At 55.1% G+C, this 25,062-nt stretch carries 22 protein-coding genes and 2 pseudogenes; 11 read left to right on the plus strand and 13 right to left on the minus strand.

Annotation, left to right across the window (positions count from 1 at the left end; translation table 11 throughout):
• Positions 1-17: 17 nt before the first annotated feature.
• From RAL88_RS15255 to RAL88_RS15275, 5 genes are read left to right on the plus strand one after another with little or no spacing between them, the layout of a single operon-like run.
• Positions 18-1,061, plus strand: a complete 1,044-nt coding sequence (locus RAL88_RS15255) for a BMP family protein (protein ID WP_306264722.1) — start codon at positions 18-20, stop codon at positions 1,059-1,061.
• Positions 1,061-2,629: an ABC transporter ATP-binding protein gene (locus tag RAL88_RS15260; protein ID WP_306264723.1), complete on the plus strand. Its 1,569-nt coding sequence runs from the start codon at positions 1,061-1,063 to the stop codon at positions 2,627-2,629. Before RAL88_RS15255 ends, RAL88_RS15260 begins: the two co-directional genes overlap by 1 nt.
• The gene (locus RAL88_RS15265) at positions 2,619-3,668 is read left to right on the plus strand and encodes an ABC transporter permease (RefSeq protein WP_306264724.1); all 1,050 of its coding nucleotides are present in this window, start codon (positions 2,619-2,621) and stop codon (positions 3,666-3,668) included. Before RAL88_RS15260 ends, RAL88_RS15265 begins: the two co-directional genes overlap by 11 nt.
• Before the next feature lie 2 nt (positions 3,669-3,670).
• Positions 3,671-4,618 (plus strand): ABC transporter permease, encoded by a 948-nt coding sequence (locus tag RAL88_RS15270; protein ID WP_306264725.1) that lies wholly within the window; start codon positions 3,671-3,673, stop codon positions 4,616-4,618.
• Positions 4,615-5,895 carry an amidohydrolase family protein gene (locus RAL88_RS15275; RefSeq protein ID WP_306264726.1) on the plus strand — a complete coding sequence of 427 codons (1,281 nt, stop codon included), beginning with the start codon at positions 4,615-4,617 and terminating at the stop codon, positions 5,893-5,895. Before RAL88_RS15270 ends, RAL88_RS15275 begins: the two co-directional genes overlap by 4 nt.
• Positions 5,896-5,970: 75 nt before the next feature.
• On the opposite strand, the gene RAL88_RS15280 is transcribed toward RAL88_RS15275, so the two are convergent.
• The 10 genes and pseudogenes from RAL88_RS15280 to RAL88_RS15325 all read right to left on the minus strand — a co-directional run bounded on the left by RAL88_RS15280 (position 5,971) and on the right by RAL88_RS15325 (position 16,560).
• Positions 5,971-7,110 (minus strand): hypothetical protein, encoded by a 1,140-nt coding sequence (locus RAL88_RS15280; RefSeq protein WP_306264727.1) that lies wholly within the window; start codon positions 7,108-7,110, stop codon positions 5,971-5,973.
• Positions 7,094-8,296, minus strand: coding sequence for an XRE family transcriptional regulator (locus RAL88_RS15285; RefSeq protein WP_306264728.1), 1,203 nt, complete (start codon positions 8,294-8,296; stop codon positions 7,094-7,096). Before RAL88_RS15285 ends, RAL88_RS15280 begins: the two co-directional genes overlap by 17 nt.
• Before the next feature lie 427 nt (positions 8,297-8,723).
• Positions 8,724-9,155 (minus strand): annotated as a pseudogene (locus RAL88_RS15290) (iron-containing alcohol dehydrogenase); the annotation flags it as partial.
• 24 nt (positions 9,156-9,179) lie between these two features.
• A complete protein-coding gene (locus RAL88_RS15295; RefSeq protein WP_306264729.1) occupies positions 9,180-9,989 on the minus strand; it encodes a PfkB family carbohydrate kinase in 810 nt (269 codons plus the stop codon).
• Entirely contained in the window at positions 9,986-11,272 is a 1,287-nt protein-coding gene (locus RAL88_RS15300) for an FAD-binding oxidoreductase (protein ID WP_306264730.1), read from the minus strand. Before RAL88_RS15300 ends, RAL88_RS15295 begins: the two co-directional genes overlap by 4 nt.
• Positions 11,273-11,303: 31 nt before the next feature.
• Complete coding sequence (locus tag RAL88_RS15305) at positions 11,304-12,317, minus strand: SIS domain-containing protein (protein WP_306264731.1); 1,014 nt, start codon at positions 12,315-12,317, stop codon at positions 11,304-11,306.
• Positions 12,318-12,340: 23 nt separating this feature from the next.
• Positions 12,341-13,435 (minus strand): ABC transporter ATP-binding protein, encoded by a 1,095-nt coding sequence (locus tag RAL88_RS15310; RefSeq protein WP_306264732.1) that lies wholly within the window; start codon positions 13,433-13,435, stop codon positions 12,341-12,343.
• The gene (locus tag RAL88_RS15315; RefSeq protein WP_306264733.1) at positions 13,432-14,307 is read right to left on the minus strand and encodes a carbohydrate ABC transporter permease; all 876 of its coding nucleotides are present in this window, start codon (positions 14,305-14,307) and stop codon (positions 13,432-13,434) included. Before RAL88_RS15315 ends, RAL88_RS15310 begins: the two co-directional genes overlap by 4 nt.
• A 1-nt stretch (position 14,308) precedes the next feature.
• On the minus strand, positions 14,309-15,202 hold the full coding sequence (locus tag RAL88_RS15320) for a carbohydrate ABC transporter permease (protein WP_306264734.1): 894 nt from the start codon (positions 15,200-15,202) through the stop codon (positions 14,309-14,311).
• A gap of 86 nt (positions 15,203-15,288) precedes the next feature.
• The gene (locus RAL88_RS15325) at positions 15,289-16,560 is read right to left on the minus strand and encodes an ABC transporter substrate-binding protein (protein ID WP_306264735.1); all 1,272 of its coding nucleotides are present in this window, start codon (positions 16,558-16,560) and stop codon (positions 15,289-15,291) included.
• A gap of 278 nt (positions 16,561-16,838) precedes the next feature.
• On the opposite strand from RAL88_RS15325, the gene RAL88_RS15330 reads away from it, so the two are divergent.
• Positions 16,839-17,657 (plus strand): GntR family transcriptional regulator, encoded by an 819-nt coding sequence (locus RAL88_RS15330; protein WP_306264736.1) that lies wholly within the window; start codon positions 16,839-16,841, stop codon positions 17,655-17,657.
• A gap of 1 nt (position 17,658) precedes the next feature.
• On the opposite strand, the gene RAL88_RS15335 is transcribed toward RAL88_RS15330, so the two are convergent.
• The gene (locus tag RAL88_RS15335) at positions 17,659-18,789 is read right to left on the minus strand and encodes an FAD-binding oxidoreductase (RefSeq protein WP_306264737.1); all 1,131 of its coding nucleotides are present in this window, start codon (positions 18,787-18,789) and stop codon (positions 17,659-17,661) included.
• Positions 18,790-18,905: 116 nt separating this feature from the next.
• Between RAL88_RS15335 and RAL88_RS15340 the strand changes: the two are divergent.
• The 4 genes and pseudogenes from RAL88_RS15340 to RAL88_RS15355 all read left to right on the plus strand — a co-directional run.
• Positions 18,906-19,131: pseudogene (locus tag RAL88_RS15340) on the plus strand (amidohydrolase family protein); the annotation flags it as partial.
• Between the two features lie 227 nt (positions 19,132-19,358).
• Positions 19,359-20,177 carry a hypothetical protein gene (locus RAL88_RS15345; protein ID WP_306264738.1) on the plus strand — a complete coding sequence of 273 codons (819 nt, stop codon included), beginning with the start codon at positions 19,359-19,361 and terminating at the stop codon, positions 20,175-20,177.
• A gap of 261 nt (positions 20,178-20,438) precedes the next feature.
• Entirely contained in the window at positions 20,439-21,152 is a 714-nt protein-coding gene (locus RAL88_RS15350; RefSeq protein ID WP_306264739.1) for a hypothetical protein, read from the plus strand.
• Positions 21,149-21,907 carry a hypothetical protein gene (locus RAL88_RS15355; RefSeq protein ID WP_306264740.1) on the plus strand — a complete coding sequence of 253 codons (759 nt, stop codon included), beginning with the start codon at positions 21,149-21,151 and terminating at the stop codon, positions 21,905-21,907. Before RAL88_RS15350 ends, RAL88_RS15355 begins: the two co-directional genes overlap by 4 nt.
• Before the next feature lie 2 nt (positions 21,908-21,909).
• On the opposite strand, the gene RAL88_RS15360 is transcribed toward RAL88_RS15355, so the two are convergent.
• A complete protein-coding gene (locus RAL88_RS15360; protein ID WP_306264667.1) occupies positions 21,910-22,734 on the minus strand; it encodes an IS5 family transposase in 825 nt (274 codons plus the stop codon).
• A gap of 104 nt (positions 22,735-22,838) precedes the next feature.
• On the opposite strand from RAL88_RS15360, the gene RAL88_RS15365 reads away from it, so the two are divergent.
• On the plus strand, positions 22,839-23,693 hold the full coding sequence (locus RAL88_RS15365) for a hypothetical protein (RefSeq protein WP_306264741.1): 855 nt from the start codon (positions 22,839-22,841) through the stop codon (positions 23,691-23,693).
• 222 nt (positions 23,694-23,915) lie between these two features.
• On the opposite strand, the gene RAL88_RS15375 is transcribed toward RAL88_RS15365, so the two are convergent.
• The gene (locus tag RAL88_RS15375) at positions 23,916-25,061 is read right to left on the minus strand and encodes an iron-containing alcohol dehydrogenase (protein WP_306264742.1); all 1,146 of its coding nucleotides are present in this window, start codon (positions 25,059-25,061) and stop codon (positions 23,916-23,918) included.
• Position 25,062: the final 1 nt, after the last annotated feature.

Below are 25,062 nucleotides of genomic sequence, written 5' to 3' on the forward strand. Positions count from 1 at the left end.
CAACAAGGAGACTTTCTATGTCAGATCCAATCAAGTCGCTGATAAAGGCGGCTGTATCACGCCGGGCAGTGTTGAAAACTGCGGGGATAGGCGCGTCCGCACTGGCGATGCCCGGTATTCTGGGCGCGGCAGGTGCTGCAAGCCACGGACCTTTGAAAGTCGCGGCGATCTATACGCTGCCGGTTGAGCAGCAGTGGATCAGCCGGATTCACAAGGCGGCCCTTGCCGCAGCCGAACGTGGCGATATCGAGTATGTCTATTCGGAAAGCACATCCAACAATGATTATGAACGCGTCATGCGCGAATATTCCGAAGCCGGTCACGATCTGATCATCGGCGAGACCTTTGCTGTGGAAGATGCGGCACGCGATGTGGCGCGTGATTATCCCGACAAGGCCTATCTGATGGGCTCCAGTTTCAAACCCATGGATGATGCACCGAATTTCGCGGTGTTCGACAATTACATTCAGGACGCGGCCTATCTTTCCGGCATTATTGCCGGTGCCATGACCAAAACCAAGAATATCGGCATGGTCGGAGGCTTCCCGATTCCCGAAGTGAACCGTCTGATGCATGCCTTCATGGCCGGTGCCAGCGAAATGCAGCCCGACATCAAATTCCAGGTCGCCTTTATCGGCTCGTGGTTTGATCCGGCCAAAGCCAAGGAAACCGCCTTCGCCCAGATCGATGGCGGCGCTGACATCATGTATGCCGAGCGGTTTGGCGTTTCCGATGCCGCCAAGGAGAAAAATGTTCTGGCCATCGGCAATGTCATCGACACCCAGGCGGATTACCCCGACACCGTTGTGGCATCCGCCATCTGGCATTTTGAACCGACCCTCGATGCAGCCGTGGCGAAGGCCAAGGCCGGAGAGTTCAAGGCCGCCGATTACGGCCTCTATTCCTTCATGAAGGAGGGCGGCTGCTCGCTGGCGCCTTATGGCACATTTGAAGGCAAAATCCCGGAAGCTGCGCTGAAACTTGTCGGTGAGAAGGAAGCGGCCATCAAGGATGGCAGCTTTACCGTGGCCATCAATGACGCCGAGCCGAAATCCAGCTAGTGAGCGTTGAACCGGACGGAGAGGTTGTTCTCAACCTCTCCGGCATCACCAAGACATTCGGCCCGCTGGTCGCCAATGATGCTATCAGCTTTTCTCTGAAACAGGGCGAGGTGATCGCGCTGCTTGGCGAGAACGGGGCCGGCAAGACCACTTTGATGAATATTCTGTTCGGCCATTATGTGGCGGATGCAGGAACCGTGACGGCATTCGGCAAGGAATTGCCGAAAGGCGATCCGCAAGCCGCGCTGAATGCAAAAATCGGCATGGTGCATCAGCATTTCACGCTGGCCGATAACATGACCGTTCTCGACAATATTGCGCTCGGCACCCAGAGCCTTTTTCGGCCGCGTTTCGACCGCGCCAAAGCCCGGCAGAAAATTGTCAGTCTTGCCGGGGATTTCGGGCTGGCGGTTGACCCGGATGCCTTGATCGCCGATCTGTCGGTCGGTGAACGCCAGCGCGTCGAAATCCTGAAAGCACTGTATCGCGACGCGCAAATTCTGATTCTCGATGAACCGACAGCGGTGCTCACCCCGCTGGAGACGGAAGCCCTGTTCCGCACGCTCAAAATGCTGGTGGCGAAGGGTCTGTCGATCATTTTCATCTCCCACAAGCTGCAGGAAGTGATGGCCGTCAGCGACCGGGTGCTGGTGTTGCGCGGTGGTCGGCTGGTCGGTGAGGAACTGACTGCCAACACCGACCGCCACGCGCTGGCCGGCCTGATGGTTGGTGAGGATATTCAGCCGCCGCAGATTTCCCAGCCGCAAAGCGGACAGATGAACTTCGAACTGACGGATGTATCAACTGCTGGTGTTGGCACCGGTGCGGCTTTGAAAGATATTTCACTTCAATTGCGCGCCGGCGAAATCACCGGTCTTGCCGGTGTGTCCGGCAATGGCCAGGCGGCGCTCGCCGCACTGATAGCAGGCACATTGTCGCCCAATGCCGGCAGCATCCGCATCAATGGCGAGCCAATCCGGAACTGGTCACCGCGCGCCGCCCTTGGCCACAGGATCGGCCGCATTCCAGAAGACCGCCATGCGGTAGGCATGATCGGCGATATGAGCGTCACCGAAAATGTCATCTCCGAGCGCTATCTCAGCGCCCGTTTCAGCAAGTTGGGTTTCTTGAACTGGAGTGCCGCACGGCGCTTTGCCGAACGCATCATCAGCGATTTTGACGTGAAATGCCCGTCGCCTGAAGCACGGGTGCGGCTGCTGTCCGGCGGCAATATGCAAAAGCTCATTCTCGGCCGTGCCCTTGATGGCGATCCGCAGATCATCCTCGCCAGTCAACCGACACGGGGACTGGATGTCGGCGCGGTGTCCTATGTGCACGGCCAATTGCTTGCTGCCAGAGCGCGCGGTGCCGCTATTCTTCTGGTTTCAGAGGATCTGGATGAAGTGATGACCCTGTCGGACCGGCTTATCGTCATGTCCAAGGGCCGTTTGTCGTCCCCCTCAAAACGCGGTGAGCGGACCATCGCCGAACTTGGCACGCTGATGGCGGGACACGGCTTTGACAGCGCAGCAGACGGCATGATCGGGGAGGCCGGCCATGCGGCTTGAACCAAAACCGGCACCCTCGCTGGCCGTCACCTTGCTGTATCCTGCCATGGCGATTGTCGCCACCTTCGTCATTGCTGCAGTGCTGGTGATGATTGCCGGGGCGGAGCCGCTGCAGGTCTTCGCGCTCGTGCTGAAAGGCGCGGTCGGCTCGCAATTTGCGCTGGTGGAAACCCTGACACGGGCAACGCCGCTGATTTTCACCGGGCTTGCCATCGCGGTCGCGTTCCGCGCCAAATTGTGGAATATCGGTGCCGAGGCACAGCTTTATGCTGGCGCGGTGATGACTGTGCTGCTGGGCACCGGCGCGATTGCCGCGCCTTCGGTCATTCTCATTCCGATCATTATTCTGGGCGCGATGGGTGCCGGGGCTTTGCTGCTGCTTGGCCCGGCCGTTCTGAAAACCCGCTTTGGCGTTGATGAAGTGGTGACAACGCTGCTGCTCAATTTCATCTTTCTGCTGTTCGTCTCGCTGCTGCTGGAAGGCCCTTTGAAAGATCCGATGGGCCTTGGTTGGCCGCAATCAGAACGCATCGTGGCCGAAGCGCGGCTGCCGCGGATCATTCAGGGCAAGCGGCTTCATATGGGCTTTGTCATTGCCATCATCAGCGCCATCAGTGTCTGGCTGATCATGGCAAAATCCGTGCTCGGCTATGAAATGCGGGCGGTCGGCCACAACCCTGAAGCCGCGCGCTTTGCCGGCATTCCGGTCAATCGCGTGCTTGTCAAAACGGCGCTTCTGTCCGGCGGACTGGCAGCCCTTGCCGGCGTCTCGGAAGTCGCCGGTCTGAAAGGCAGTCTGACGCTCGATATCTCGCCAGGCTTCGGCTACACCGGCATTGTGGTCGCCATGCTGGCGCTGCTCAACCCGCTCGGGGTTGTGGTGTCGGCGATCTTCGTTGCCGGGATTTTCGTCGGTGCCGATGCCATGAGCCGCAGCGCCGGTGTGCCGAGCTATATTTCCGACGTGATGGTCGCCACCGCCCTGTTGAGCATGGTCACGGCCATCATGCTGACCCGCTTTCGCATCAGGTGGAAATAGTCATGCTGCTTGATGCCTTTGACATTCTGCTCACCACCGGCTTCTGGGTTGCCGCAATCCGCATTGCCTCACCTCTGATCTTCGCCACCATGGGCGAGTTGATCTGCGAGCGCGCCGGGGTGCTCAATCTCGGCATTGAGGGCATCATGACCGTTGGTGCCTTCAGTGGCTGGATCACGGTCTATGCTGGCGGTGATCTGTGGACCGGGATTATCGTTGCCGCGCTGGCCGGATCGATGTTCGGGCTGCTGCACGGTGTGCTCACCGTGCCGCTTGGCCTGTCTCAGCATGTCACCGGCATCGGCATTACCTTGCTGGCCACCAGCCTGACCTATTTCACCTACCGCGTCGCTTTATCAGAGGCGACCTCGCCGCCCAAGATCGAGCCGTTTCAGCCCTATGCGGTGCCGGGCCTGTCGGAAATTCCCTTCTTCGGTGAAATCCTGTTCATGCAGACGCCGCTGACCTATCTGGCGTTCATCAGCGTTGCGCTGGTGGCCTGGGTTCTGTACCGCACGCCGCTGGGACTGGCGGTCCGCGCTGCCGGCGAAAATCCGGTTGCCGTGGAAGCCCAGGGCATCAGCGTTACCGGCATTCGTGTCGGCGCTGTCATGGTCGGCTCCGCCTTCATGGCCGTTGGCGGCGCGTTTCTCACCATGTCGGCCTTCAACTCGTTTTTCTTTGAAATGATCAATGGCCGTGGCTGGATCTGCATCGCCCTTGTGGTGTTCGGCTCCTGGCGTCCCGGAAAGGCGCTGATCGGTGCCATTCTGTTTGCCGCATTTGACGCCTATCAGGTGCGCCTGCAACAGGTCACCGGCGGCGTCATTCCCTACCAGATATTCCTGATGATGCCGTATATCCTGTCGATTCTGGCGCTGATCATCGTGGCGCGGCGGGCAAGCTATCCCAAAGCATTGATGGTGCCGTACCAGAAAGGTGAAAGATGAGTTTTGACGTTCTCCTGAAGGGCGGCAGTCTGGCCGATGGGTCGACCGCCGATATCGCCATCAGCGGCACGAAAATCGCCGCCATCGAACCAGCTATCGAGGCCGAGGCCGGCCAGATCATCGACATTTCCGGCAATCTTGTCAGTGCGCCCTTTGTCGATCCGCATTTTCATATGGACGCGACCCTGTCCTACGGCATTCCGCGTATCAACCAATCCGGCACGCTTCTGGAAGGCATAGCGCTGTGGGGTGAATTGAAACCGCAACTCACCCATCAAGCCGTCAAACAGCGCGCCCTGGATTATTGCGACTGGGCCGTTTCCATGGGCCTGCTGGCAATCCGCACACATGTCGATGTCTGTGACGACCGGTTGCTCGCCGCCGAAGCCCTGATCGAGGTCCGCAAGGAAGTCGCCGACTATATCGATCTGCAACTCGTGGCCTTTCCCCAGGACGGGCTTTACCGCAGCCCGAATGCCTTGGACAACACGCTGCGCGCGCTCGATCTCGGGCTTGATGTGGTCGGCGGCATTCCGCATTTTGAACGCACCATGGAAGATGGCCGCCGTTCGGTGACGGAACTATGCGAAATTGCGCAGCAGCGCGGTCTGCAGGTCGATATGCATTGTGATGAAACCGACGATCCGCAATCGCGCCATATCGAGCAACTGGCTTATGAAACCCAGCGCCTCGGCCTGCAGGGCAGGGTGGCCGGATCGCATCTGACATCGATGCACTCGATGGATAATTACTATGTTTCCAAACTTCTGCCGCTGATTGCCGAGGCGGGCGTTTCAGCCATTCCCAACCCGCTCATCAACATCACCATTCAGGGCCGCCACGACACCTACCCCAAGAGAAGGGGCATGACCCGCGTACCGGAAATGCTGGCCCATGGCATTCGTGTCGGCTGGGGCCAGGATTGCGTGCTCGACCCCTGGTATCCGCTCGGCACCGCCGACATGCTGGATGTCGCCTTTATGGGCCTGCATGTGGCGCAGATGACCAGCCCGGCAGAAATGCAGCATTGCTACGACATGGTCACCAACCAGAACGCCGCCATCATGAATCTGGACGATTACGGACTGCAGGTTGGCAAGAAAGCCAGCCTTGTAGTGCTGGATGCCGGCAACCCCATAGAGGCCATCCGCCTGCGCCCGGAACGGTTGTTGGTGATGGCGAAGGGGAAGGTCGTTGCCAGGCGCGACCGGCAGGATACGGAGCTGTCACTGCCAGGCAGGCCTTCGCATGTGAACCGGCGTCATAGAACGCCTTAGGCTTAGGACCTTGGGTGCAGAGGGTGCGGGTGCCGCCCCTAGTGGACGTTCGTGGAGAGTTAAGCCAAAATTTAATTATAGCGGCAAGTCGACTTGCACTTGATCCGGCTGTGGGACGAGTCGTGACACCTCAAATCCGAACAAGGAGGCTTGGTCCGATGTAACTCGGGTCAGATGATGCACTGTGTTAGTCTTTCGCCAATCGCACGGCCTACCTGGGCCACCTATTCCCTTCGAAAGATTGTAGATATCTCGATCACCACGTGAGAACGTTTCACCAGCGAAACCTCCGCTGTCGACGATTCTTGTTGCGACGCTCTTCATAGCTTGTTTCACGGTTCCAGTTTCTGGGCCGCGAGCCAGCAACCACTTGCTTGACGTGCTATATCTGTATTGCCGATGAGGCTGAACACCGCCGCCGCCAAAGCTGAATTTTGCGCTGTCGGCAGCATAGTCACCGAACATCAGCATTCGTCTCAAATCACGATCTTGGTTGCCCGCTTCAACCCAAGCATCCCATTCAACCCTCGGAAGTTTCAACATTTTGCCGGGTTGGGCTGGGTTGGCCTCAGGATATGTTGTAGAGACCCAGATCACTTGCCCCCACAATCCAATTTCCATAACACGTTGAAAGTTCGCTGCTAATATCAGAGCGATGTCATCTGGCTGCAGCGCAACGAGGTTCTCAAAGTCCATAATTAGAAAGCAATCTGAAGGCTTTAGAACGAGTTCGCGCAACACTCTGTGTATACGGCTGGTGACATCAGATCGTTCCAAGTCAGCTGCTCTAAGTCGAATTGCCATTGATCCGGTATAATCCACGGCAACCTGAGCAAAACCCTTTAAAGCATCACCTTCCAAGGTACGCAGGTCAGCAGTTGGTACCGGCTTCGCACCTTTGCTTAGGGCTGCCCTAAACAATGCGGGAAGCCAACTTGTGGCTTCGGTGGCTCCAAGCTTTCGAACTAGAAAGCGGGGGTCCAATAAGCATGAACGTTGGGGCCAGTATTTCCCCACTGAACATCCTAGCGGGTACACCGCATCTGTCGCGGAGCCGTCTACTAACAGACCTTTCTCTAAGTCGTCTGGAGGCGGAACAATCCAAATCGGAAGGAGGTGATCAGCCACTTCAGTAGCTATCTCTCCAACAGCTTCACCTTCACCCTTTTTCAGTCGAAGCACAGCGGCATAGGTTTGCTCAGATAACTCTATCATAAATCGATTTCTCCACTTTCATCAGCTCATTTCGTACTCTCCCACTCCCAACGCGATTGGCGAATAACTTATAGTCATTGCGCTCTTTCCGAATCCGTCCGAACACGATTGCTGAATGTATCCCGATGTTCTCCGCAAAACTCTCGATCACATCTGCCGATTTAGAAATCCTAGCGTTGGACAATTTCCATCGATGTGTTGGTATCAGTAGTTCGGATGCGAATTCGTTGGCTTGACTTTCAAGTTCGTCAACTTGTTCGGTTTCTAGTTCCTCGTCAAAAAAACCAGCGGCTAGACCTATCTGGTAGTGGAGGAAGACATGACCAAGCTCGTGCAGCAGGGTATACCAGAAGTTGTCGATACGGTCATGGCGGACGGTTATCCCAATTACCGGTCGCCCGCGAACCGTAAATGCAGCTCCATCGAGACTGAGTCCCGGGATTTGCGGCTCGACCACTACGATTATTCCCTTTTGTCGCAAGAACTGTAAAGCCATCGCTGGACCATCATTGCGGCGGCTTAGTCTCACTAAGTCGGGCAGCCACGTAAGATCGGATTGTTCGAAATTCGGTGCTTTCGCCTTCAAGAACCCACTAGCAACCTGCACTATTCGAGCCCGCCAAACCGCGAGATATGCGTCGCATGATAGATCGAGTGTGGAAAGGCCCGTTCGCAAAAGGCTTGAGTTACTGTCCGACTTTTCATTCGAGCGAATGAAATTTTCTACAATTTCGGCTTGGTTCGATGACTGGTCGTCGACGTCAAACCAACCAGCGCGGTTTCCATGGCTGGTAATCTTCGCAAGTTCAGCATTCGACATAGTGGGGGAGTGTGCTTGGCCAAGGAACTGGGCTCGGCCATCTGGCAAAACCTCCAGCTTCATTTGCAGCGTCGAGGCAATTTCCCGAAACCTTTGCAAATTAATTGATCGGTACCGCTCCGCCTCATATCTCTGAACCTGTTGTTCCCGCATCCCCAGTTTTTCAGCTAGATCGGCCTGGGACCATCCTTTCGCAATTCGTGCAATAATCAGCGCGATACCCGGTTCCGATTTCCATCGCGCGCGGGCGGAAGCCTCCCCACCGTTTCTGAGCCTCTCGTAAGCCTGAAGCAACTCCACAAGCTGGCCTCTTGCCGTTTTGATAGCTTGGCGGTGCATATCAACAACGCTAGCGGAAAGTTTCACCGTAGTGGAACTCAAGACGGAATTGGAAGAAAGCACTTCGTCAGCACGTGTGACTGCCGCGCGAGCGGCGCGAGCTTCTTTCTCGTTTAGAATTACTGACGACTCAATCATTCCCCAAAATAACACAACAAATATGTTGTGTACATAGAAGGCTGGCACGCATTGTTGTGGGGACTCGCAAGTGAGCACCACAGCGGGGCCAACAATTTCTCCAAGGAATGATATGGAACGCCAGCTCCCCGCCCACATTGTCGGATGCTTAGGCTAACGCGAAAGCTGTTGAAGGACTCCAATGCGGCAGCTGACTCCTTTTTTTGGTTGAATGGCTGGCGCAGGGCGGCGGCCCGCTGCGACAGGTGTCCCGTTCCAGTCCTGTCTGCCATCGTGCCAGCGGCAAGAGTTATAGTTTGGCACTCAGTCCAGCGCCTTAAAGACACGCCTCAAACAACGCTCGCGTATTCTCAACATTCATCTCAATCGGGTTGCCGCCCACACTCGGGTCCTCCAGCGCCATCGCCGTCAGCCGCTCCAGATCGGGATTTTTCACCCCAAGCGCTGCCAGATTGGCCGGAATGCCAAGCGCCGCGTTCAACTCGCCGGCAAATTCGTAGAAGTCGTCAAAGCTGGTGCCGATGCCCAGATAGGCGGCGGCGCGGCCAAGGCGCTGTTCCACAGCGGCGCGGTTGAAAGTCAGCACCGGCTGCATCACCACTGCATTGGTGGTGCCGTGATGGGTGTGATAGATCGCACCGATGGGGTGCGAGATGGCATGAATCGCGCCCAGACCCTTTTGAAACGCGGTGGCGCCCATTGCCGCTGCACTCATCATGTTGGCGCGGGCTTCCATCTCGGAGCCATCCACATTCCAGCACCACCGTCATAACTACTGAACAAAGCCGCCGGGATGCATGCAGGTTTTTGCAGCAAGGGCGTGGCCGGCGTGCATGGCGTCTGGCACGGATGCGCCGGCGAGGCGGGCGGTCAGAAAACCTGTGATATAGCTGTCACCGGCCCCTGTCGTATCAACCGGCGTGATGGCAAGGGCCTGCGCGCGATAGCTCTCATTGCCAAACCGGGCAAAGCTGCCGTGGCTGCCCAGCGAAATGACGGCGGCCTGCGCGCCCCTTTTCAACAAATCAGCAGCGAAATTTTCGGTTTCATCGCTTCGGGTTTCGGGCAAGGAGGCAAAGGCGATGGTAAGGCCCTCGACGGCAATATCTTCTTCAGTCAAGGCATTGACCGAGATATCCTGCGAAACCGGCACGTCTCCGCCCACTAGTCTTTGCCGCGTTGCGCCGCCATCATTCAGCCAGCCAAGATGCACATGCCGGGCACCTTCAAGAGCGTTCATCCGGGTTGCATCAGGTTGCCAGCCGGTGCAGGCGCCGAAATCCTCATAGAGGATTTTACGATCACCCGCCTGGTCAACATGAATGCGCGTCACCGCGGTGGGACGCTCGCGCCGCTCCAGCCATCTGATATCCACGCCGTTGCGGGCCAGCGCTTCGGCGACCCGGTCGCCATTGGCATCGCCTTGCGGCCCGACAGCGCCCATATAGGCGACGCGCAGTCCCTGCAGGGCAGCCTGTACGGCCACATTAACCGCATTGCCGCCAACGCGCACGGCGTCCACCTGGCCGGAAATCTCATCTATGCAATTATCGCCAATGGCGATCAGATCGAATTGTGTCATCCAAATCCGGTCTTGCTCGAAGGAAGCCGGTCCTGAACATCATGCAGGGCCAGCACGGGTCTGCGATACCATGTCTGGCCGCGAAAAAACGGCTTTGTCTGGAATGGCACGTGATCAAACCCCGTTTCGCCGCCCGCATGGCCCAGCATCTTGCGCGCCAGGGCGCGGCCGAGATAGGCGGTCATGGCCACCCCGGTGCCATTATAGCCAATTGCATAGCCAATGCGGCCATGCACGCCGACATGGGGCAAACGGCTGAAAGTGGCACCGACCCAGCCGGACCAGGCATATTCCAGAGATACTTCTTCCAGTTGCGGAAAAACACGCAGCATATTGGAGCGCGCGCGCAGCAACGAGCCGCCCGGATTGTCGACGTCAAGCGGGACCACCGTTCCCATCAGCACCCGCCTGCCATCCGGTGTCGGGCGGTGATAGCTGATGTTCTTGCGGGTGTCGTAAATCATCGAGGCACGCGGATAGAGCGCAGACACCGATGTCTTCGGCATGAGCTCGGTTGCCATGACAAACGAGGCCAGGGACACCACACGGCGCTGCACCCATTTTGAAGCGCCGTCGGTATAGCCGTCCGTCCCCATGACGATCTGTTCGGCCCGCACCGCTTTATCGCCCGCCATCAGCGAGATATGATCATCATGGTCTTCTATCTGCGATGCCCGTGTATGGGGAATGATCCGCACGCCCTCCTTGAGAACACGTTTTACCAGCCCGGCCAGCAGCCGACCGGGATGCACGCTCGCCCAGTCCGGCAAATGCAGACCACCTGCAAAATGCTCGGTTGATATGAATTCGCCCACCCGGTCAGCCGGAATAAGCTCCGCCTGCGTGCCAATCAGACGCTGCAACGAGCCGAATTCTTCCAGCCCGGCCATTCTGTCCGCACGATGCGCGCCAATGAAATGGCCGCAGATCTGATAGTCACACTCAATGCCTTCCTCAGCCACGAAGCAGCGCAAATATTGATGCGCCCGCACCCCGGTGCGCAGAATTTCCAGCGCCTGGTCTTCACCATATTGCGCGGAGAGACGCTCAATCCCGCCGTGAATTTCCGACGAGACCTGCCCGCCATTGCGTGTCGAGCAGCCCTCTCCAATTCGCCCGGCATCGATGATGACCACATCTCGCCCGGCGCGTGCAAGATGCAACGCCGTGTGCAGCCCGGAAAAGCCCGAACCGACCACGACGATGTCTTCACGCGCATTGATGGATGCCTGCGGTATTTCCGGCAACGCCATTTCGGCACGCCACAGCGAGTCTTCGCTCATTTTTGCAAATGCTCCCGAAGACATGCCTGCCTCAATACGCAACGCGGCGGTAATAACGCCGCGTCTCCAGCGGATGATCGCGAAGATGCTCCAGATGCGCAGACAGGCGCTCAAGCATGGTCGCCAGAAAGGCCGGGGCCAGCAACGCACGAAGCAGCGGCGACAGTCCTTCGGTCTGGACGTCTTTGGTGTCGAGCACGATCAGACGGTCCGTATGCTCTTTTGCAAAATTGACGACCCGCTCACTGATCGGTCGGGTTTCATCTTCACCCATGAAGACGATAACGCTGACGTCTTTTTCAACCAGCTCCAGCGTGCCGTGGAAAAAATCCGAAGCATGAACCGGACGGGTTCTGATCCATTGCATTTCTTCCAGAATACACATTCCGTAATAATAGGCCTCCGGCCAGACCGCACCGGCACCGGTGATGATATGATAACGATCATTCTGGATTGTTGCCGCCAGTGTTTTTGCACGCGGTTCGAAATCCTGTTTGATTTTGAGAAGTTGCTGGGGCAGCGCTTTCAATTCAGCCATCAATGCGGCGTAGTCGCTGCGTTCCCCGCGCGCCTGCATTGCGGCCAGAACAGCCGTCAGCGAGAGCAGATAGAACATCTCGCACGATGTATCATCCTGGGCAAAATTGACCAGGCAATGGTCAGCCTGTTGCGCCAATGGCGTGTTGGCGTGACCAACCAGCGTGATGACCGTTGCTCCCTTGCTCTTCACAAATTGCAGCGCCTCGATACTTTCCTTTGTGGTGCCCGACAGCGAAGGAATGATGACAATCGAGTTCTGGCCAAGGGCCTGATGCCCGGTCAATACAATCTCCGCGCACAGCACATTGTAGCAAGGCATGGCACTTTCCCGCGCCATGAACTCGGCAGCGGGTTGCATCAGGATACCGGCACCGCCTGACCCCATGAAGAACAGACTGTCGGCACCTTCATCAACCAACTGCTGTACAAGCTCGCCAAGCTTGACGGCTGCGTCATACGCGCCGGATCCGATGCGCAGAAAACGGTCAGGGTCGAAATTGAACATGGAAAGCTTCCTTTTAAATTGAATTACAAATGAAGGCCGGTTTTGGCCGAAAACAAATGGGCAAATCCTGGCTGGGAGGTGCAGGAAATAGTATCGCCAACTGCTATTGGTAAATCGCCTGCCACCTGAAGTGTGACATTCTGACCGTCAGGCAATTGGCTCAGCGCAAACGTCATGCCGCCCAACCGCTCGCAGGCCAGAACTTCAAGTTTGGGATCAGTTTCTGCCGGGCCGGAGATCACTGTAAGATGCTCCGGCCGAAGGCCAAGAGTGACGTCGTCGCCAATGGCAAACTGTGTTTCGGTTTTTACTTCGGCTGTCAGGCCGGAGGCATCAACGACCACTTTTCCCGCTTCTGAAGCGATAATCCGGGCGTCGAGAAGATTCATGTTCGGGCTTCCTATGAAGCCGGCAACAAAAGCATTTGCTGGATGATTGTAGATGTCGAGGGGAGCGCCCGTCTGCTCAATGGCCCCATCACGCATGACAACGATTTTGTCCGCAAGCGTCATCGCCTCGACCTGATCGTGGGTGACGTAGATCATCGTCGCTTTCAGTTCACGATGCAGCCGCGCCAGCTCACCGCGCATTTGCAGGCGTAAGCTCGCGTCCAGGTTGGACAGCGGTTCGTCAAACAGAAAAACCTTCGGCTCGCGCACAATCGCGCGGCCAATGGCAACGCGTTGGCGCTGGCCGCCGGACAATTCTCTCGGCATTCTTTGCAGCAGGTGCGTCAGTTGCAGAATGTTTGCCGCTTCTGCGATTTTGGCCTGCCGTTCGGATTTGGAAAGCCCTGCCACTTTCAGACCGAACTCCATATTTTGATAGACGCTTTTATGCGGATAAAGCGCGTAGGATTGAAACACCATTGAGATGCCGCGCTTCGAGGCTTTCACTTCATTCATTCGCTCGCTGTCGATTGTCAGCTCGCCAGCGTCAATTTCTTCAAGCCCGGCAATCATCCGCAACAATGTGGACTTGCCGCATCCCGACGGGCCAAGCAGCACCACGAATTCCTGACGGACGATGTCGATATCGAGCCCGCGCAATGCTTCAAAACTGCCGAAGTTCTTCTTTAAGCCGGAGATCCGAACATAGCTGTTCGCCGAGTCTCTCATTTTACCGCTCCCTGTGTGAGGCCACCAATGAACTGGCGCTGGAGAATTAGGAAAGTGGCCAGGATCGGGAGGATGGAAAGGGCAAGTCCAGCCATCATGATCCCATAATCCGCGCGCAGGGCGACTGCGAAACTCATAATCCCGATGGTGACTGTCTTGACGCTTTCGCTTTCCACGAAAGTCAGGGCGAATATGAATTCGTTCCAGACACGCATCGCCGCAATCAGGCCGGCAGCGGCCAGAACCGGCTTGCAAAGCGGCAGGTAGATCGAGCGGTAGATCAATCCCTCGCTTGCACCGTCCAGCAATGCGGCCTCGCGCAGGTCGAGAGGAATGCCGACCATATAGGCCCGGATCAGGAATGTGGTGAACGGCAGACCAAAAGCCACATTGGGAAGGATCAGAGCAAAATAGGTGTTGTAGAGATTGGTCGCGGCCATGACCTTGAACAGCGGAAACAAGCTCACTTCCGGAGGCAAAATCATGCCGCCGAGGATGCCCATATAAATTGCGAATTTCGCCTTGAACTGCATGGTGACAAGCGCGTAAGCCGCCATCGATGCCAGCATGAGTTCGATGGCAACGGTTGCAACCGCGACGACCACCGAGTTCAGCAGATAGCGCGAGATGCCGTAATTCCATGCAGTGGTGAAATTTTCCCAGCGCCAGACCTGCGGGATGCCCCATGACGCCTGAAACAATTCATTGGTCGACTTGAAGCCGTTCAGGAACAGCCAGATCATCGGATAGATACATGCCACTGACAGGGTCAGAAACGCCACCCACAGAACTATGCGGTTGAGGATGATCCCTGCATTTGCAATCTGTCTTTCGCGCGGTAATTCGTTTGCAGTGATCGTAGCATCAACCATTCTACTGATCCTTCTGCAGCTTGATCTGGACCACACCGATGGTCAGCGCGATGAAGAAGATAACGGTCGCGATTGTCGACGAATAGCCGATCATATCGTCCCGGAAGGCCGCTCTGTACATGAGTGTGCCCAGAACTTCGGAGGAATGGTTCGGGCCACCGGCGGTCATCACCCAGACAATGTCAAAGACTTTCAGAGAGCCCAGTATTGTGATGATCGTCACGATCAGGATGGTTTCGCGTGCACCTGGAACAGTCAGGTGAAAGAAGATACGCGGCCCCGATGCGCCTTCCAGTTCCATTGCCTCGTAAAGATCGCGTGGAATGGCACGGATAGCCACCATAAACAGGGCCATGATGTAACCCGTCCACTGCCATTGCGAGACCATGATGATCGTATAGATGGCGGTGTCCGGATCGCCGAGCCAAGCCTTCGACCAGGCACCCAGACCCAGTTCCCACAAGGCCTGATCGAACAGGCCGATGGCCGGAGCAAGCAGTATCTGCCATATCAGGCCAACCACAACGACCGGCAGAATTGAGGGTAGAAACAACATGGTCCGAAAACTGTTGGCTGCAAACCGTGGAAACACGTTTGCTTCCAGCACCGCGGCCAGAGTGAGCGCGACCACAACCTGAAAAAACACCGAGATCAGCGCATAGACTATATTGTTGATCAAACCTGTCTGGAAAAACGGATCGGCGGAAAGCGCGAAGTAATTTGCAAGTCCTACAAAATCCATCTCCTGAGACATGGCAGAGAAGGAAAACAGGCTATAGACAATATTGGCAAGCGCTGGCCCGTAAACGAAGATGACAAGAAACAGCAATGTCGGAGCAACCCACAGCCAGCCTGAAAGGCTTTGACGAAAGCTTGCGGAGCGGCGGCCGGACATGCTGTTCCTTTCAAGAGTTTTGGGAGAGAGTACCAGCCGGGAAGCTATCCTGTCCCCGGCCGGTTTTTTGGGTCCCGGAAGGCGCTCTAGCGTTTTGCCTGCTCTTTTTTGGCAGTCTCGCGCACGTCTTCCATGACTTTTTCAGGGGTTGCATCACCGGTAAGAAGTGCTTGGCCTGCCGCCAGAATGATATTGGCGGACTGTGTATCCATATCCGTATCCAGCCACAGGGCCATGCCTTCGGCCTCTTTGAGCCGCTCCAGTCCTGCGATCACTTCATCACTGGCGGTCGCGTTGGTCACAGAGCCGATCACCGCTGAAGTCATGCCCGTGGTTTTGACATAGTCCTTCGCCATTTCCGGGCCGGTCATGAAATTGAGAAAATCAAGCGCTTCTTCGGCAACTTCAGTATTTGCGGAAAGCAGAAATCCTTCCGGAGCACCTGTCAGCAGATTCTGATTGCCTTCGGCACCTTCAATTGGCGGCATGGCGAAGAAACCCCAACCTGCTGCTTCCAGATTGGACCCTTTGAAACCGTAAAACTCGACCAGTTCCACAAACATCATCGCTGTGCGTCCGGCGACAAACGAGCCACGCGCAACTGAGTGTTGCAACGCATTTGCACCCCGGTTGAAGAAACCTGAATCATTCATCATCGTGTAGGTTTCAAGAGCTTTGACATAACCCGGATGGATATAGAGTTTGTCCGGATCGGCCAGCAATTCATAATCGGCAATGCGCACATCGCTGGGCACGTATTTTGCAAACAGATCGCCAATATAGTGCGTGGCAGCCCAGGGGCCTCCATTGCCGTAGGCAATCGGCGTTACGCCGTTGCTCTTGAGCGTTTCCAGAAGGGTGATGAATTCGGCGAATGTTTTTGGTTCTTCGACGCCGTTTTTTTCAAAAATCGACTTGTTGTAGACAAAATATTTCGCGTTCACATTGGTCGGAATGCCGAATTGCTTGCCTTCGAAACGCAGTGGATCCAGTGCTGCTTCAGAAAAGCGCCCCTTCCACTCCTCACCTTTCAATGCCTCGGTCAAATCGAGTGTGCGTTTCTCGCGGGCGAATTTGCGGCCGAATTCACCGGACCAGGAGAAAAAGATATCCGGCACCTGATCAGAAGCCATCAGCACGCGGATCTTATCCTTGTAAGGCTCGTCAGCCACTGCTTCCATGACGACATCAATGTTGGGGTTCTTGGCTTCATAGGCCTCAACCGCAGCATTGAAGAATTGCATACTTTCCGGTTCAGGATATTTGTGCAGGAAATTAATGACGGTCTTGTCCTGCGCAAATGCGCCGCCCGCTGCCAGAGTGGCACTTAAGGCTATTCCAGCGAATAATTTCATCATCTCATATCTCCTCGGGTGCAGTTAAAATCAGTAAATTAGACCAAAGTCATATTTTTGGTTTAATTGGTATATTATTATCGGGTTGAACTTCGCAGTGGCAAGCGATATTTTGGAAATGCCAATTCAAATCGCTTGATAAACCCAGTTGTGAAAGTTTGAATATGAGCGCCAATCTGGTCCTGAGTCGCGAATTGGTATATAATTTACCGGCCAAATTTGTGAATAACTTGCCAGAATCAGAATAAAAACTATACCAATTGCAGTTGAGACAGACCAAAATGCTGGAAACTCCCGCGTCGAAAAATAATAAAAGCAAAAGCCGCGGCGCGGTCGAAAAGCGTGCCGAAGCGATGTTGCGGCAATTGGTGCGCAACATGGGAATGTCGCCGGGGGATCGCATTCCCTCCGAGCGACAACTGGCCGAGCGGTTTGAAATTTCCCGCATGACCGTGCGCAAGGCGCTCGAACGACTTGTTGAAATGGGAAGTCTGGAGCGACGCAGCACAGCGGGGACATTCATTCCTGAACTGAGCGTCACCCGGCCGCTGTCAAAAAGAGTCTCCACCTCGATATCTGAAGTTGTCGCACAGCGTGGACACGAAGCCGGGTCAAGACTTCTGTTTTTTGAGATGGCCCAGGCCGATGCAAATGTCGAACGTCGGCTGCATTTGGAAGAGGGCACGCCGGTCATCGTGATCAAGCGCCTGCGCCTGTCAGATGGAAAACCGTTTTGCGTCGAAACCTCCTACCTGCCTTCCAGTCTGGTGCCGGGTCTGATTGCGGCGGACCTGATTGATACACCGTCGCTTTACGCCCTGTTGCGCGACAGATTCGGCCTGACCTTCGAAAAATCGGATTTTCACATCTCGGTGGCGCCTGTCCCCGAGGTCGAAGCCAGCCTTTTGGAATTGCCGCCGGATGAAGCCGGCCTGCTGTTGCGCTCAGTTGTCTATGACGTCAATGATCGTCCGGTTGAGAGCCTGATTTCCTGGAACCATCCGGACCGCGTCGCCTTTGAATCTCTCAACGACGGCAATTCAATTGAAAGCATTTACACAGACTGGACCCGCGCCCCGATTGACGATGGGTTGCAATAGATCATGTATTGAAACGTTCGGGTCGAAAATGTTGCAGCATGGGATGGCGTATGCCGTAAGCGATTTCTTCGCCAAGCAATTCGCCAGCGATCAGACCCTGTGTTGCTCCGCTATGGCTGAAGGCGATAAAGCATCCCGGCAAGGCTTGCACCTGGCCGAACACCGGGTCGCCATCGCCGGGAATGGGTTTCGGTCCGATATGAATGGCTGCGACCTCCAGCTCGGGCACCGGGTCAAGAACTTTGCGAGCGGCATCAAGCATTCCCTGAACCGTCTCGGGCTTTGCTTCAAAACTCCCGTCCTCGTGAACCACCACTTCTTCCTCCGACCATGCCGAATCCATAAAGAAGGCCCCGTTCAAGGCGGGACGGATTGCAATACGCGGCGTGTTGAGCACGGCGCGCAGCGGATGGCTAACTGGCTTGGTTTCGACCAGCAGCGCAATGGGTGTATCATCGCCGATATGCACACCATGCGGTGCCAGAATGGCAGGGCCGGAAGCACCGGCAGCCACCAGCACCGCATCCGCCCTGTAGCTTTGGCCAGCAGCTGTCGCGGCCCCTGTGGCCCGTCCATTTTCCACAATCAGCTCAGCCTGTCCCTCATTGGTAATGATCGTGCCACCGGCTTTTGTGATGTCTGCGGCCAGAATTTGAATGAGCGTCGGCAAATCAACCCAGCCTTCGCCCGGATTCAAAATGGCACCCTGCGCCGTCACCGCTTTGCCGGCAACGCCGGCAACACGAGCGGAGACCTCTTGTGGGGATAGTAATTCCGCCTCATATCCAAGCTCGCGTTCATAACGGTAAATCTGCGCTATTTCATTGGCGCTATCATCAGCATCCCATGTCAGGCCCCCGTCGAATTTCAGCCAATTTACCCCAGGGTTCCGACTGGCAAGACTGCGATAGCGCTCCATGCCGGCCTGCCGGATTGCGTGGTAGGGAGGCGAGCGCCGCCGCGCCGAATTGAGCCAGGCCAGCGAGCGGCCGGAGGCACCGGTTCCAAGCGGCCCGTCATTGAGCAGCGTTACGCGAACCCCCATCCGCACCAGTTGCGCGGCCGTCGAAACTCCAAAAATTCCTCCGCCGATAATGATGGCTGTTTCAATTTCAGGTTTTTGGTGTTGCACATTTCACTCCTGCTGAATCGGCACCGGCTTTCCATGTTTGTAAGCCCAAATCCGACGGATTTCCAAGAGCACAATTTTAAAAAAAAACAGCAAAGGAGAGTGGCACGTAAAGTCCGGCCCAGATGACCAGCCCGGCAAAGATGCATCATTGCTTCGACATGGTCACCAACCAGAACGCCGCGATCATGCATCTGGAGAATTACGGACTGCAAGTCGGCAAAAAAGGCGAGCCTTGTGGTGCTGGATGCCGGCAACCCGATTGAGGCGATCCGCCTGCGCCCCGACCGCCTGCTGGTGATGGCCAAACGCAAGGTGGTTGCCCATCGCGACCGTTGCGGGTGAATAGGCGGCATAAGACGCCTTAGGCGCTAGACCTTGGGTGCAGTGGGTGCGAGTGTTGGTGGCGGGCTTTTGCTGGCGTTCGTGTCATTCTGTGCGCCGTACTCCGGCTTTCCCGAAAGCGGCCATTCGAGCTAGGCTGCAGCACCTTTTGCTGATCACCAAACTGAAACCTAGACAAAGTTATCCGGCAATCCCAATCTAAATGAAGCAACGAACAGTTTTGGGTAATGATGAAAAGCAGTGCTTTGTTTCACCTTTGGCAGCGTCAGATCTTCTTACGGAACTGGCACGAGGAGTTTGAATTCCTCCTCTCGCTACGTGGTTATTCATCAGGCATATACCTCATAGCCTGTGCCGGAGAGATCGTTTACGTTGGGCAGTCTTGGGACCTTGCCAGGCGTTCAATCGAGAGCTTGGGCAATCACTATCACAGAATAGCTGACACCTCGCTGCCTTGGTCTATCGCCTTTGCACCCTGCCGACCGAATGAGATGGATGAGCGCGAGAGTACAGCGATCCGCAGCTATGCTCCCGGTTTCAACACTTCGATTCCGAGTGTGGCCAAGAGCCAGTCCCGTATGCCCGAAGTTGTCGGGGTTGCGGCGGTATTCCAAGATCAAGAAGGCCCCTGCGGGGCTTTCGCCCCGGAAAACCTGAAGCTTCAAATAGAGGAGGCCGAAGCAAACCCAGAGCCACCTTGGAAGGCAAAAAAGAAACGGCGACAGCCTATTAGGCCGGAAACTCCACACATAGACATACAAATTCCACCCGTCGAATGGTCCCAAGAGGATTCAGAAGAACTGGTGCTAGCCTATGGCGTTTCGCTGAGCGAGCCGCTGCGCTTCAAGATAAACCTTTGCGACGACGGGTCGGTTGTCAGCAGAGACGGAGAATGTATCGGCACGTGGGAAATGGACGAAAATGCGCATCCCTCCTTCTATCCTGAGGGCGCGTCGGAGCTTCTTTTCTATGACGTGTTCTTGGGGCGGCTTTGTCAGAGGATCACAGAGTGGCACGAGACCAACTCCGACGAAGCAATTGGGTAGCTTAACGGCCCTGAGCAGACCTAGGCCGGCTTAAGTTATGCTGCAGCCAGCTTTCACCTTTCCGTCATACATTTATCGTGCTGTGTTTGATTTAATTCAGCATAGATTTGTGGGGCGATTTGCCGCTGCATTATCGGTGATTCATGCTAGCAGCAGTCAACGGATATTAGCGGAAGTTTCCAGTCCAACTCCTTCGAGGCACGTTTCCTTTTCTAAGCCCCGGTGCTACGTTTTCTCTCTAATGTTCGACGAGGGGTCAGAATGGTTTCAGCTCATTATTCTAGTATTTTGGCTCGAAGCCAAACGGCACTGGATGATTTGGCAAACGATGTGGAAAGACTAACAACTTTCACCGTAGCGCACACCGACATTGCTGATATAGACCTTCTTGACAAATTGGTGGCCGGCAAGACGGAAGCCTCCATGTTCAGATTAGCCCGAGTTGAATACCAGCACGCGCTCTACTCTGCCTCAATCGCACAGTACCGTCAGGCACACATTAGTCTTCGGCTATTTTTTGAATTATCCCTTTGCAGTGTTCTATTTTCGGCGCACGAGATTGATATGCGCCTTTGGCTTCAGGACAAGAAAGATTCGATATGGGGCGTAACAATTTGTCCGGACAATGGTGTTTTTTCGAAGCACTTTGTTGGTGCCTTTTTTGAGGGATTGAAGGAGTATTGCGACCAATATCAAACCCTTGCAACGAAGCTTTATCGAGAATGCTCCGAGTTCGTCCATGGAAATCGTAATTCATATGAAGGACTTGATACCCAGATTACCTACAACGCAAAAATTCTCGAAGCTTGGCTGGATCGTGCAGATACAGCAAGGCGCATTGTGAAGTTTGCATTTCTTTGTCGTTATATCAACGACGCTACGGACGAAGTTAGAGACGAGATTGAGGCTTTAGCAATTGAAGAATTTGGAGATTTCGTTCCGATACAAGCTATTTTTGAGAAAGAGCCCCAATGAGTGATTTCTTTTATAGAACGGAAGACATTGGACCGTCCGACATACTGAATTATTTTGTAGAGACTGAAGAAGATCGATCAGCAATTGATCAGCTTAAGGGGCGAAACCCGACTATTCTTATCGGAAGTCGCGGTGTCGGAAAGTCTTTTCTTATGCGCGTAGCCGAACAGGAACTGGCTGCGGAATACAGTTCCTCTAGAGTGGTTCCAGTTTACGTCACCTTTGTCAGTAGTTCTTTGCTTAGGACTGGAGATCCGGATCAATTCCGGCATTGGATGCTCGCAAGGATTTGTCGGGCCGTTTTGCGCAAAATCTCAAAGATGGGCCTGCTGGCGAATATGTCGAGTAGTGCAAACGTACTCGCCGGACTACCCGCCGGGCATATAGATCTAGATGGACTAGAGAAACTTATAATATCCTACGAGGAGTCTTGGAAAAACCCTAACGATAACGTTGATAGCAGTAATATTCCTGATATCGAAGAGTTGAAGGATGCGCTTGAAGACCTAGCAGAAGAGCTCCACATCAAAAGGTTTGCCTTGTTGATGGACGAAGCCGCCCATATATTTTTGCCTACTCAGCAAAGGCAGTTCTTTACGCTCTTTCGCGATCTTCGAAGTCATTGCGTAACCTGCAACGCCGCAGTTTACCCGGGTGTGACAAGCTATGGCGATACCTTCCAGCCGACCCATGATGCCACAATGGTTTCGATTAATCGCGATATTAGAGCCCGACTCAAAATTAATACGCATTGATTTCAAGTCCTTGCGATAAGGCGGGTGGTGCGCCGGATGGATGCGATGAGCAGCCACGCTTCGGAAGATGCTACGGTTGCCTCCCAGTCTTTTGCCAAGCGACGACATCTTCCAAGCCAGGCAAATGTGCGCTCGACAACCCAGCGCCTTGCAATAACAACAAATCCTTTTGCACCATCGGGGCGTTTGACGATCTCGATGGTCGGCCCATCCATGTTTTGAAGAACAGTTTTCAGCTTTTGCCCAGCATAACCGCCATCTGCAAACAGATGGGCAAGGCTGGGGAAGCTCTCTTTCGTGTATGCGATGGCGTCCGGTGCGCCATCCCTGTCCTGTATATCGGCGGTGTGCGTGATCGCGCCCAGCATATTGCCTTGTGTATCAGTGAGGATGTGACGCTTGCGGCCTGTGATCTTCTTGCCCGCATCAAAGCCGCGCGGGCCGCCGCTTTCCGTGGTTTTCACGCTTTGGCTGTCGATCACACCCGCTGTCGGCTCTGCCGCGCGGCCGGCCAAAAGGCGCGCGGACATGACCAGCGTTTCGTTGATGATGTCGAGCAGGCCGCTGTCGCGTAATCGGTAGAAATAGTGCTGGACCGTTGTGAAGGGCGGGAAGTCTTTTGGCAGCATCGCCCACTGGCAGCCCGACGCCGCTATATACTGGATCGCGTTCCATATCTCGCGCATCGGCCATTTGCGCGGTCGACCGACCTTGCTCGGCGCAGGCATGAACGGCACGATCAACGCCCATTCCTCGTCCGTACAATCGCTTGCATAGCGCAAGTATCTGCGGTCATATTGCTTCCGAGTGATTTCAGTCCAAGCCATCCGATCCTCCATTGTCTTTGCAAACAACAGAGAATCACAACTTGCTGAAATCACTCAACATAATTTTCGGTTGGCCTCTTAGCTCCGAAGGTTATGTCGCGAGCATGAGAAAAATCGTAGAGAAGCAGGCTGATTCGGGGCTTCTGAAGAGTATTTCCAAAAATGGCAAAAACTTCGCGATCTTGGCCTACGCTGCTACAGGAAATCCACGAATTCTGTTGAAAACCGTTTTCGATGCGCAGAAAATGTCTTCAACTGAAATCAATACGGTAGTTCGGGAATTCTATCGAGGAGGTATATGGGCTGAACACTCTTCTTTATCAGAGAAATACTTGGGCCACAAATCCGTGATCGATTGGGGTCGCAATTTTTTAGAAGATGTTGTTCTACCTGAATTAAAACAAAAAAATGACGATTATCTTGAACGAGAAAAAAACTCCACTGCATATATTTGGATACATAGAGACGCACCAGAAATCATAAAGGAGGCCCTTCGGATTCTTTGCTATACAGGTGTTCTTGCTGAACATTCCGGGGGGATACGAGCGACCCGTAGTGAGGTTGGTAAAAGATACACTGTTAATTTGGGGTGTCTATTTGCGCTTGAAACAACGCCAGCGACGACCGCTTTCAATATCGCCAACACACTTACACCGAAACGGATGTCTGAATATGGAGCAAATCATTCTTCGTTTTTTCCGCTGATTGATCAGAAAGTGGATTTATCTAAAATCCAAGAGGGTTTTGATCTAGAAGAACAATTATCTAAAGCAAATACAGTTCTAGACATCACCCCTTGGCAGAGGTCAAAGTTAGACGATCTGGATCTCAAGACAGTTGGGGATGTGCTTGCTGCCACTGAAGACAAGCTCAAGGAAGCGTCATATGTAGGTGACGTACGCGCTCGAAGGATGCGAAACGCCGCAATTGCTTCGGTGCTCGAATATTTATCAGGTTAGACTGGTTTGCGAAAACTCAGCGTTTGCTTTCGCAATGGCTTGTCAGGTTTTGATGTGCTCAGGCCTTTTCCGTGCTATCGCGGCGAACGCCTCCTTCCCGCATATATTGTCGGTTGAAGGGCTGGCACCGGGTCGTGAACCGCTGCGACAGGTGTCCTGTTCCAGTCCTGTCTGCCATTGCCCCCGCGGCAACAAAAGTGTTTTGGTCATGGGCTCGGAACCTTAAAAACACGCCTCAAACAACGCCCGCGTATTCTCAACATTCATCTCAACCGGATTGCCGCCAACGCTGGGGTCCTCCAGCGCCATCGCCGTCAGCCGCTCCAGATCGGGATTTTTCACCCCAAGCGCTGTCAGATTGGCGGGAATGCCAAGCGCCGCATTCAACTCGCCGACAAATTCGTAAAATTCGTCAAAGTTGGTGCCGATGCCCAGATAGGCGGCGGCGCGTCCAAGGCGTTCTTCCACAGCGGCGCGGTTGAAAGTCAGCACCGGCTGCATCACCACTGCATTAGTGGTGCCATGATGGGTGTGATAGATCGCGCCGATGGGGTGGGAGATGGCATGGATCGCGCCCAGGCCCTTTTGAAACGCGGTGGCACCCATCGCTGCCGCGCTCATCATGTTGGCGCGGGCTTCCAGATCGGTGCCGTCCTGCCAGGCGCGCAGCAGATTATCTTTCACCAGCCGCATGCCTTCCAGCGCGATGCCCTGGGACATGGGGTGGTAATGCGGCGAACAATAGGCTTCCAGGCAATGCGCAAAGGCGTCCATGCCGGTGCCGGCGGTAATCATTTTCGGCATGCCGACGGTCAGTTCAGGATCGCAGATCACGATGGAGGGCAGGATCTTCGGGTGAAAAATGATCTTTTTCATTTCCGTTTGCGAATTCGTCAGAACCCCGGCGCGGCCGACTTCCGATCCGGTTCCCGCTGTCGTCGGCACCGCTATGATGGGCTGAATGGCATCCGCATCGGCGCGGGTCCACCAGTCGCCAACATCTTCCAGATCCCACACCGAGATCGACTGGCCTGCCATCAGCGCAACCAGCTTGCCCAGATCAAGCCCCGAGCCGCCGCCAAAGGCGATGATGCCGTCATGACCGCCCGCCTTGAACGCCTTGATGCCATCGGCAAGATTGTGCTCATCGGGATTGGGATCAACATCACTGAACAGGCCGCGCCCAAGCCCGGCATCTTGCATAAGCTCCAGCGTCGCAGCGGTAATCGGCAGGCTTGCCAGCCCCTTGTCGGTGACCAGCAGCGGCTTTTTCATACCGGTTGCCTTGCAGGCATCGGCCAGTTCCTTGATGCGCCCGGCACCGAAGCGAATGGCGGTGGGGTAGCTCCAGTTGGCTTTGGCAACCATG

The sequence above is a fragment of the Pararhizobium sp. IMCC3301 genome (assembly GCF_030758315.1).
Taxonomy (GTDB): domain Bacteria; phylum Pseudomonadota; class Alphaproteobacteria; order Rhizobiales.